We start from the raw sequence: 10,378 nt of genomic DNA on the forward strand, positions 1-10,378 counted from the left end.
TTTCATATGTTTTACATCCTAAATAAATCTACAGAGCATGAGGGATTACAGAGATACTTTGTGAATAGAAGTGCCAACTCGCACTACATAAACACCCCCTGACGGGAGCTGTAGCACGTGAGAGCCCGTGAGGTATCCCTGAGCTATCGTTTTCCCTTCCACTGTGTAGATAGAGTAGAGAATGGGGGACGAAGGCTCCTCAGGAAGCTCGATAATGAGACTGTCATCCCTTCCATATACCGTGTACTTCCCAACCCCCTCCACCAATGGAGGCTCTACCCCTAAGGGAAACTTATCCGTTTCTATAATATTGGTGAAGTAGTTCCAGCCGAATGCCTGCCGGTACTTCTCCCCTGAGCCGATAGGGACGTAAACAGGAATATCATTGGGAGTAAAGCCATGAAATGGACCCATCCCAGGATTCGCATGATCTTCGGTACAATGAGGAGGATTGGGAGAGAGAGAATATATCTTCTGAAGATGATGCAGGTCTCTAAATGCCCCGCCTTCAATATACTCCACAGTAGAGGGAAAAACAATCGAATCAAGGGGACAGGAATCAAATGCGTCGTAGCCAACCCACCTCAGTTTCGGAGGAAGCTGATTGACCTTCAACTCGGAACAGCACTGGAAAGCACTACGACCAATTTTTGTAACAGTTGTGGGGATGTTCGCTTCCTCCAACATATCGCATAAAGACAAAAAACATTCTGGGATCTCGGTCAACCCTTCGGGCAGGACAATTCTCTTTAGTTTCAGGTTGTTGGAAAAAGACGAATCTCCTACCCTTTTGACGGTATTGGGTAGAACTATCTCCCTAAGATGTGTAGCATATATAGCGGACAAGCCGATGCTGTCTAACCCCTCGGGGAAATTCATCTCCTCTACCCTTACGTAATAGAATGCCAACATATTAATGGTTTTGAGGGTGGAGGGTAGAATAATCCTTTTAATACTATTACACCGGGCAAAACATCGGGTGGGAATTTCTGTCACGCCCTCAGGAATTACCAAAGGGTCTCCTTCAAGCCATCGATTACCATCAAAACAAAAGTGCCCCATCTTACGCAACGAAGAGGGAAGATTGATCTGACTCAACGTCATCCTCGTAAAAGCAAAAGCCCCAAACTCCGTAATATCATCAGGAAGAATGATGCGACGAATGTCCAAATAGTGACCGGAAGTATACCAATCTCTATCAACAAAAGCTTCGTCGGGGATCTTGTGGTTCTCAACCTGCGCATACTGCAAATTGACGATTCGCAGATTTCCATCCTTTGCGCAACGAACTATAGTTTTGAAATCGGGAGCACTGATGGGGCCATGCACCACCAACGAATCTATGGTGTTCCACTTGTCGCCCAAAACTTGCTCCAACTCACCATACCTGCTCACCCTCGCATCGAAGAAACCCTCCTGACTCCATACCTCAGGAGAACAGACCAGCCCCAAAAAGAGCAATAGAAATATCAGTCTTCTTTTCATCATTTCTCTGTGTGTTTTATTCCATAAACAAATACGGCAACAGAGGTAGAGACCTTCGCATCCTCCGCTCCATACCTACCGTTTCCTACTAGAAATCATCTTTTACATTAAGCCCATCAGGGAACAAATCGCCTTCTGCATGTCACTAATATGGTGCAAATATATACATTTATTATATATCTACAATATCCAAGGAGGGGAAATTCAGCCACTTTGCCTACCTCACACTCACCAAAAACCTCTTAGATTACAAATTATTTCCATACACACAGCCGTACCCTAAAGTCTTCTCCCAAAATGGGTATGGAGGGAGGGGGAGGAAACCACCGTGTGAAACGCGCTAAAAACGCTGCCCTAAAATTCGAGCGAAATAGGGCAAGAAAATTTCGTTCCACAGCTAATTTTACACCTCAAAACCAGCCTAAAAAGTTTGGGAAATCAGGCAGTTTTCGGAGCCGTTTTTGCCCTGCATTCCCAGGAGAATAGACCTAAAAAGAAAAGCGACCTCCCCCTTTAGCTACCTTTTCTCCTCGTCTCACCGAGATTCTCAAAACCACCCCTCTCATATACTATTCTACCCCAGACCTCTCCCCCCTTTCCTCTCTCCTCTAGCAGGTTACCCCTCCACAGGGTGATTTTTTTGCTATCTTTGCAGGGCATGATAGAATACCTCATCCTACTCGCATCGGTTATCGTATTTGCGGGTATCATCATCGGGAAAGTGGGTTCTCGGTATGGCATTCCGGCCCTTTTGCTCTTTCTCTTTACGGGAATGCTCTTCGGGAGTGATGGATTCGGGTTCCAATTTGAGGATGCACAGATAGCACAACACATTGGCATGGTGGCCTTGGCCATTATCCTCTTTACGGGAGGGATGGACACAAAGCTGCGCGAGATCCGCCCCATTATGCTACCGGGGCTATTGCTCTCTACCCTCGGGGTACTGCTTACGACCCTCTTTACCGGACTTTTTATCTACCTACTCACTAAGGACTTTGCTCTTGGGGTAACGCTGAGTCTTCCGCTCTCGCTCCTTTTGGCAGCCACCATGTCGAGTACCGACAGTGCCTCTGTCTTTGCTCTACTGCGCTCTCAACGTGTACACCTCAAGCACAATCTCAAACCCATCCTAGAGCTAGAGAGCGGGAGTAACGACCCTATGGCGTATATGCTCACCATTGCGCTCATCGGATTTTTGCAACAATCGGAACTTTCGATAGGGGCTTTACTACTACACTTCGTCCAGCAATTTGTACTAGGGGGAGCCTTGGGGCTACTTTTCGGTTGGTTGGCGGTCTGGTTGGTCAATCGCACAGAAATCCCCAACCGTACCCTCTACCCCATTATGCTGCTCTGCATTCTCTTCTTCTCTTTTGCCCTTACAAACATAATCCAAGGGAATGGATACCTTGCCGTTTATATCACGGGAATTGTATTGGGGAATGCCAAGTTGCGCCACCGGGGTAGCATCAATCACTTCTTCGACGGCATCACCTGGCTCGTGCAAATCATCCTCTTTATCATGCTAGGGCTGCTTGTCAACCCCAACGAACTACTCTCCGTGGGCGTATTGGGCGTACTCATTGCGCTCTTTATGATGGTGGTAGGTCGCCCTCTGGCTGTGCATATCACCCTCCTCCCCTTCCGCCGCTTGGGATTCAAGGGCAAGGGCTTTCTCTCTTGGGTGGGACTCCGTGGAGCTGCTCCGATCATCTTTGCTACCTATCCGGTGGTGAGTGGCGTATCGGGATCCTCTATTCTGTTCAACATCGTTTTTATCGTAACTCTTCTCTCCCTACTCATCCAGGGAATGACCATTACCCCCATGGCTCGACTACTAGGATTGGCAAAGCCGGCTCCCCCCGAGGGGAACTTTATAGGTGTAGAGATCCCCGACGAACTGGGGACGCAAATGCAGGAGAGAGAAGTACGCAAAGAGATGCTTGCCAAAGGGGATGAACTGCGTCAAATCGAACTATTAGAGACTGAACTTGTTATATTGGTACGGCGCAAAAATAGATTTATTGTGCCTAAGGGCGCGCTCAAACTTCATGTGGGAGATATTCTACTTATCGTTTCGGAGCACTCCCAGCAGTCCGCAAGCGACGACGGACACCACCAACTCATAGAGCGCATTCGAAAGAGCCTATTACAATAACAAAGTACAGATATACTACCCCTATGAACAGCAATTACATTTTCATCAGCCTTGTAGCCTTAGTTATAATTGGAGCTATCTTGGGTTGCACGCTCCCCAAAAAAGGGAACTCTCCTCAAATCGTAAATACCGATGTGCCCACTTTCAAGAAAATAATAGAGCGACCCGACATACAACTGGTAGATGCTCGCACCCCAAAAGAATACAACGAAGGGCATATCGGGAACGCCATTAACATAGATGTTTTGGCCGAAGATTTCATCCCAAAAGCTACACAACTTCTGAAAAAGGAGAAGCCCATAGCCATCTACTGCCGCTCAGGTAAACGGAGTGCCATAGCAGCTCAAAAACTCAGCGAAGCAGGCTTCTCGGGTCCCATCTACAACCTCTCCGGAGGATATCTCGCCTACTCCGCTCACGAATAAAAAAGAGCATACACTCCCCCACCAACACACCTCGATCCTCCACTATGCTACGCCTCCAACGCGCACACTACAAACCACTACTCTCGATAGGGATCCCCATCATGATCGGGCAAGTTGCTATTGTTTTAGTCAGCTTTGTCGACAACATTATGGTGGGTAATCATAGCCTAGACGAATTAGCTGCAGCAGCCTTTGTCAATAACTTTCTCAACCTATTACTCGTGTTGGGAATGGGCTTTTCGTACGGCTTGACCCCTCTCGTTGCGGAGTCGCACAAGCTTAACCGCCCGGAGCGTGCAGGCCTTTACCTCAAGGGTAGTATGCTGCTCAATACCCTACTGGCATTGGCCTTAGGGGGTATCGCTCTAGGCCTCTCGCCCTTCCTCGAATTCTTCAACTTGGAGTCTCGATTGATGCCTCTAGCTCAACCCTACTACTACCTACAGGTCATTAGTTTTGTGGTATCGATGCTCTTCAATGGGCTGAAGCAGTTCTACGATGGCATGAGTCGCACTCGCCTACCTATGTACATCACCATAGCCGGTGTAGGGATTAACATTCTACTCAATTGGGGACTTATCTACGGACGCATGGGCTTACCCGAGTGGGGGCTGTACGGAGCCGGTATCGCAACGCTTATCAGCCGTATTGCCATGGTCGTACTCCTAGGGCTGAGCTTCTTTTCCGATCGCTCTCTAGGGAAAGAGCGGAACGGATTCTTCGCAGGACGCCTAGATCGCTCCATACTCAAACCCCTTACCCTATTGGGCACCCCTGTTGCCATCCAATTGGGGCTGGAGACAGCCTCCTTTACCATCGCCGTAATCTTTGTAGCGCGCATCGGTAGTTTCGCGCTCGCTGCCCACCAAGTGGTGAATACGGTAACCGTACTCGGCTTTCTCATGTACTACGGGTTAGGCTCGGCAACCGCCATACGGGTGAGCCACTACAGAGCCATAGAAGACTACCAAGAGGCCAAAAACGTAGCTCAAGCCGCCCATCAAATTGGTATCGTTATGGCATTCGTTGCCATGATTGTGATCTTTGCCATCCGAGGCAAAGTAAGCCTGCTCTTTAACCCCGATGAGCGTCTGGCCCCCCTTGTTGCCATTACCTTGATACCGGTAGTGATCTATCAATTGGGAGATATGCTGCAAATCGTCTACGCCAATGCCCTCAGAGGTCTGGAGCATGTACGCAAGCTGGTACCTATTTCTATCCTATGCCATCTGTTGGTTGCTCCTATTTTGGGCTACCTATTTGCTTTCGTTTTGATGGCAAACTACCCTGAGTGGCAATTACTTGCCGTGTGGAGTGCATTCCCCATCAGCCTTACTCTCATAGGGATATTGCTCTATCGGGATTTTTATAAAAATTGCAACAAGGAGAGCCTTCAGCTTAAAAGCTAAGTACCCACAAGTAGGCAATACAACCCGATATTGGGCAGGAAGCTGTATCTTTGCAGCGAAAAATTTTAGGTAAACCACTGATAGGATTTTAGCTTTCAGCATATGACAGTTAATCATCTTAAACGTATTGCTCAATTCCTTGCCGACTATTCAGCTCGTCTTATTGGCTCGGGAGTGCATACGTCTCGTACCGTGCGCAATACTAAGCGTATAGGTACAGCTCTAGGCTGCGAAACGCACCTCAACCTCTCGATGAAGACCATGACCCTAACCGTACGCGACGAGGAAACAGGGGATATTATCACCGAAGTTATCGATATACCTACACTCCCAATAAAGTTTGTACTCAACTCCGATCTAAGTGCCCTCAGCTGGGAAATCCACGATCGTAAGCTCTCTATAAACGAAGCCGAGAAGCGATACCAAGAGGTACTTGCCCACTCCAATAGGCAACCCTTTTGGCAAGCATGGCTCCTTATCTCCATGTCTAATGCCTGCTTCTGTGCCCTTTTTGGTGGCGACCTCTTTGCCTGCCTCCTTGTGGCGCTCGATACGGCAGCCGGCTTCTATCTACGAAAATTCCTCATCGGTAGGGGGCTAAACCACTACGTAGCCATTACGCTAGCCGCCGCTATCTCCATCGCCATACCGGCCCTCGGGATTTATCTGGGCTGCCCTACCGAAACCGGCCCCACAGCCTTGGCTACCTCAGTGCTCTACCTCATCCCGGGAGTACCTCTAATCAATGGTATTATAGATATTGTAGAAGGGCATACCCTATCAGGGACCTCCCGACTTATCCACGGAGCCTTGATCATCCTTTCGATTGCCTCCGGTATGGCTATCACGCTCCTTGTTGCAACCGGTAGCATTGCCAAGATATAGTCTCCTCACCTCCGTTTCAATACCACTATGGATATACTACTGAGTTTGCTCCAAGATGCCTTTTTTGCAGGCATGGCTGCGGTAGGCTTTGCCGCGGTATCGGTTCCCCCTCGTAGGAGCTTCCCTCCCATCATAATACTAGCCGCCCTAGGGCATGGACTTCGTTGGTATCTGATGAATCACCTCGGAGTCGACATCGTGGGCGCATCCCTTTTGGCTTCTATATTTATCGGCTTTGGTAGTTATATTTTCGGGCGCTGGTGGGTACACATCCCCATGACGGTACTCTATATCCCTGCCCTATTGCCCATGATCCCCGGTATGTATTGCTACAATGCCGTCTTGAGCTTGGTACTCTTTGTAATACACCACAAAGAGCCCTCTCTTGCCGTGCAATACATGCAAGACTTCCAGACCAACTTTGTAATAGCCCTTACGGTTATCTTCACATTGGGAGTAGGTAGTATCTTACCCGTCTTTATCCTCTACAAAAGCTCTTACACGCTATCTCGTAGGAAGTTTAAGGACTCGTAACCCCTCGAAGCCGGCCCCTCTCGAGAGACGGCTTCGCCACCTCCCCCCAAAAAAAGATGCCCTATTCTCCCCCTTTGGTTACATTTGCAAAGTAAACGGTATAGAGTATGACAGAAGGAGATTTCGATCTATTATTGGAGGCTTGGCAAAAGAGCGGGCTTGCCGGTAAGATGAGCACCGAAGAGGTGGCTCATCTGCTCCGTCAGTGCCCCTGTAAAAAAGAGACTCTAAAGCGGGGGGAACTATACGCCATCGGGGGGGACAAACTGCGCGACCTACGCATCGTAGGCAAGGGCGGCATCAAGGCGGAAATGGTGGGCACCTCGGGCAAACAACTACTGATGGACACGCTAACACCCGGGAGAATCGTTGCTCCGGCCCTTCTTTTTGCCGAAGACAACGCCCTCCCCGTAACGCTTATGGCCAACGAGGAGAGCATACTTTTTAGGATGGGCAAGGAAGACTTCCGAGACCTTATGCACCAATCGCCCCAACTGATGACGAACTTTATCGGCATCGTTTCCAATATCAGCGTTTTCCTCATGGGCAAAATTTACCAACTCTCCCTACGGAGCTTGCAAGGGAAAATTGCGGACTACCTGCTCCAAATCTACCTAAAAGAGGGCAACAAACGACTGCAAATAGACTCGTCGTGGAAGGAGCTGGCGGATCGCTTTGGCGTGAACCGGCAATCCTTGGCACGTAGCCTCGCCCAACTCGAAGAGGAGGGATTGCTCCGCGTAGAGGGTAAGTCTATAGAAATACTCCAACCGCACCGGATGGCAGGGTTGGAGTAAGCACACATATTATATAGATATAATCGAACTATTGGCCTTCCCAATTACATGCGGGTTCGCTATCAATAGCCCAAGGGAAAAGAATATTGTTCTCCAAATGAATATGCTCGTGTAGCTGCTGCTCAAAGCGAGCAATCCGCTGAAGAACCAATTTATAACTTTCGCACGCATCCGCAGGTGGGGTATAACCATTGGTGAGAGCGGCAATCGTGCGATAGCGTTCGCCCTCGCCGTCGTGCTCCGTAAGCATCACTCCGATAGGGTGAACCACCGAACCACAGTGGAAAGAGCCCAACGTGCCTTCCCCCGCCAATGCTGCGAAGAGGTCGTATAGATAGGGGAATAGTACCTGCTCCTCTTTCTGGAGATGCTCTTCGAGGGCTAGCAAAGACTCGGCAAAGAGACTCCGCACCTCCATCAATTCGGGATGATTCTCACCATGTACGCTCGCCACCTTGTCTAGCAACTGAAGCGTTACAGGGCCCTCTCTGCGGATGAATCGGTGGTGTACCTTGAGGATATAGTCCATCAGAAGATCTTTGTCCCACTCCTTAAAAGCGTAAGAATAAGATCCTTCACTTTGCTCTTGGAGTGCTTGATCCAAGGCTGTAATCACCTCTTCTACCGAAGCCCCTGCCTTAGCACAGGCCTCTATAAAGGGCTCCTCGCCGTGGCAGCAGAAGTCGATCCCATAGCGATGAAATACGGGGACGGCGCGGTAGTCGTAAGCAGCGATAGCGCCAACCGTAGCGGTCTTATAATTCATTCCAGCCATAATTATATCTGTTAAAGGGGTTAAGCAATGAGATTTTGAATGTCCTCTTCTACGGTGCCGATACCGGCAATGCCAAAGTTATCGACGAGTACTTTAGCCACATTAGGCGAGAGGAAGGCAGGCAACGTAGGACCGAGGTGGATGTTCTTCACCCCAAGGCTCAGCAAACCTAGGAGCACAATAACCGCCTTTTGCTCATACCATGCGATATTATAGACGATGGGGAGTTTATTGATGTCGTCTAGCCCCATCACCTCTTTCAGCTTGAGAGCAATCACGGCAAGCGAGTAACTATCGTTGCACTGACCGGCATCCAATACACGAGGGATCCCTCCGATATTCCCTAGAGGCAACTTGTTGTAACGGTATTTGGCACAACCCGAAGTAAGAATCACCGTATCTTGCGGGAGAGCCTTGGCAAAGTCGGTAAAATAACTACGTCCGCTCTGTCTGCCATCGCAGCCACTCATCACAACGAACTTGCGGATAGCTCCGCTCTTTACAGCCTCCACTACTTTATCGGCTATGCTGAGAACCTGATGATGCGCGAAGCCGCCCACAATCGTACCATGCTCAATCTCCGTAGGGGGCTGGCAGGTTTTTGCCAAGGCTATGACCTCACTAAAGTCTTTATTCCCTTGCTCATCGCCTTCTATGTACTTAAAGCCGGGGTAGCCCGTTGAGTTCGTCGTGAAGACACGATCCTTGTAAGAGGCATTCGCCTTAGGTGGTACAATACAATTGGTAGTAAAGAGGATAGGGCCATTGAAGGTCTCAAACTCTTCTCTTTGTTGCCACCAAGCATTCCCATAGTTACCAACAAAGTGTTTGTATTTCTTGAACTTAGGATAGTAGTTAGCGGGAAGCATCTCGCCGTGTGTATAGACATCGACTCCGGTTCCCTCGGTCTGCTCAAGAAGCATCTCCATATCTTTGAGGTCGTGCCCGCTGATAAGAATACCGGGACGAGTGCCTACACCTATGTTTACTTCGGTTATCTCGGGATGCCCGTAGGTCTCGGTATTGGCTTTATCGAGGAGTGCCATCACTTTAACTCCGAATGCACCCGTCTCAAGTACTAGGGCAGTTAGTTCCTCTACAGAGAGGAGCCCCATTGTAACGTCGCACAAGGCTCGTTCGGTAAAGGCATTTATTTCATCGTCATTGTAGCCTAGGCGATCGGCATGCTCGGCATAGGCAGCGAGTCCCTTTAGCCCATAGATGGTAAGTTCCTTAAGCGAACGAGCATCTTCGTTCTGCTCACGGAGCACCCCAACGCCAAGGGCGAGTTGGTCGTACTCTTCGGGGGTACCCTGCATCGTAACGGCCTCGTTATCGGGCAACGCAACGCCTAGAGAGAGAGCCTCCTCACGCAATTGTCTTTTGAGATTGAAGGTGTGGGTCACACGCTTGGCGATGGAAGAGTAGTCAAAGTTGGCATTCGTTATCGTAGCAAAGAGCGACTCCATAATCGTCTTATCAGCGGTACGATAATCCAATGCTACTCCGGCTTTACGCGCCGCCGTAGTGATAATGGCAATTCCCTTGAGGTTGAAGATGAGCAAATCCATGAGGTTGGCTGTGGTAAAGTCCTTACCGCAAACTCCTTTGAGGGTGCAACCCTTATTGCCGGCCGTCTCTTGGCACTGGTAGCAAAACATTCTATTTTCCATTTCTTCGTCTTCTTTTTCTTTGTTATTTCCTTTTACGGGGGCAAAGGTAGATAGCCCCGCTTCCCTCAAAAGTCGCCTATGCGACACTTTGCCCCTTTCTCAAAAATGTAAAAGCACAGAACAATAAAATAGAACGGAAAAAATAGTTTCAGACTTATGTTTGAGAGTTCGTGAGCAATCATTTGGTTGCTAATTAGCAATTGCAAGGATGAGAGAAAAGAGAAGTATCCATGTAGT

The 10,378-nt window shown here is 48.9% G+C and carries 9 protein-coding genes; 6 read left to right on the plus strand and 3 right to left on the minus strand.

Annotated features, from left to right (window positions below):
- Positions 1 to 45 precede the first annotated feature (45 nt).
- Positions 46 to 1,488, minus strand: a complete 1,443-nt coding sequence (locus POREN0001_RS03950; protein WP_004333299.1) for a leucine-rich repeat domain-containing protein — start codon at positions 1,486 to 1,488, stop codon at positions 46 to 48.
- 655 nt (positions 1,489 to 2,143) lie between these two features.
- Between POREN0001_RS03950 and POREN0001_RS03955 the strand changes: the two genes are divergently transcribed.
- From POREN0001_RS03955 to hcpR, 6 genes are all read left to right on the plus strand, one after another.
- A complete protein-coding gene (locus POREN0001_RS03955) occupies positions 2,144 to 3,643 on the plus strand; it encodes a potassium/proton antiporter (protein ID WP_004333207.1) in 1,500 nt (499 codons plus the stop codon).
- A 23-nt stretch (positions 3,644 to 3,666) separates the two neighbouring features.
- Positions 3,667 to 4,068 carry a rhodanese-like domain-containing protein gene (locus tag POREN0001_RS03960; RefSeq protein ID WP_004333173.1) on the plus strand — a complete coding sequence of 134 codons (402 nt, stop codon included), beginning with the start codon at positions 3,667 to 3,669 and terminating at the stop codon, positions 4,066 to 4,068.
- 44 nt (positions 4,069 to 4,112) lie between these two features.
- Positions 4,113 to 5,477 (plus strand): MATE family efflux transporter, encoded by a 1,365-nt coding sequence (locus POREN0001_RS03965; RefSeq protein WP_004333274.1) that lies wholly within the window; start codon positions 4,113 to 4,115, stop codon positions 5,475 to 5,477.
- A 102-nt stretch (positions 5,478 to 5,579) separates the two neighbouring features.
- Positions 5,580 to 6,362: a threonine/serine exporter family protein gene (locus POREN0001_RS03970; RefSeq protein WP_004333257.1), complete on the plus strand. Its 783-nt coding sequence runs from the start codon at positions 5,580 to 5,582 to the stop codon at positions 6,360 to 6,362.
- Positions 6,363 to 6,389: 27 nt separating this feature from the next.
- A complete protein-coding gene (locus POREN0001_RS03975) occupies positions 6,390 to 6,896 on the plus strand; it encodes a threonine/serine exporter family protein (protein ID WP_004333340.1) in 507 nt (168 codons plus the stop codon).
- Positions 6,897 to 7,003: 107 nt separating this feature from the next.
- Positions 7,004 to 7,693 carry a nitrosative stress-sensing transcriptional regulator HcpR gene (gene hcpR / locus POREN0001_RS03980; protein ID WP_004333250.1) on the plus strand — a complete coding sequence of 230 codons (690 nt, stop codon included), beginning with the start codon at positions 7,004 to 7,006 and terminating at the stop codon, positions 7,691 to 7,693.
- A 28-nt stretch (positions 7,694 to 7,721) separates the two neighbouring features.
- Here the strand turns inward: hcpR and ric are convergent, their stop codons facing one another.
- The gene (gene ric, locus POREN0001_RS03985) at positions 7,722 to 8,468 is read right to left on the minus strand and encodes an iron-sulfur cluster repair di-iron protein (RefSeq protein WP_040580619.1); all 747 of its coding nucleotides are present in this window, start codon (positions 8,466 to 8,468) and stop codon (positions 7,722 to 7,724) included.
- A 20-nt stretch (positions 8,469 to 8,488) separates the two neighbouring features.
- Positions 8,489 to 10,141, minus strand: a complete 1,653-nt coding sequence (gene hcp / locus POREN0001_RS03990; RefSeq protein WP_040580657.1) for a hydroxylamine reductase — start codon at positions 10,139 to 10,141, stop codon at positions 8,489 to 8,491.
- Between the last annotated feature and the right edge of the window lie 237 nt (positions 10,142 to 10,378).

The organism is Porphyromonas endodontalis ATCC 35406, assembly GCF_000174815.1.
Classification (GTDB): Bacteria; Bacteroidota; Bacteroidia; order Bacteroidales; family Porphyromonadaceae; genus Porphyromonas; species Porphyromonas endodontalis.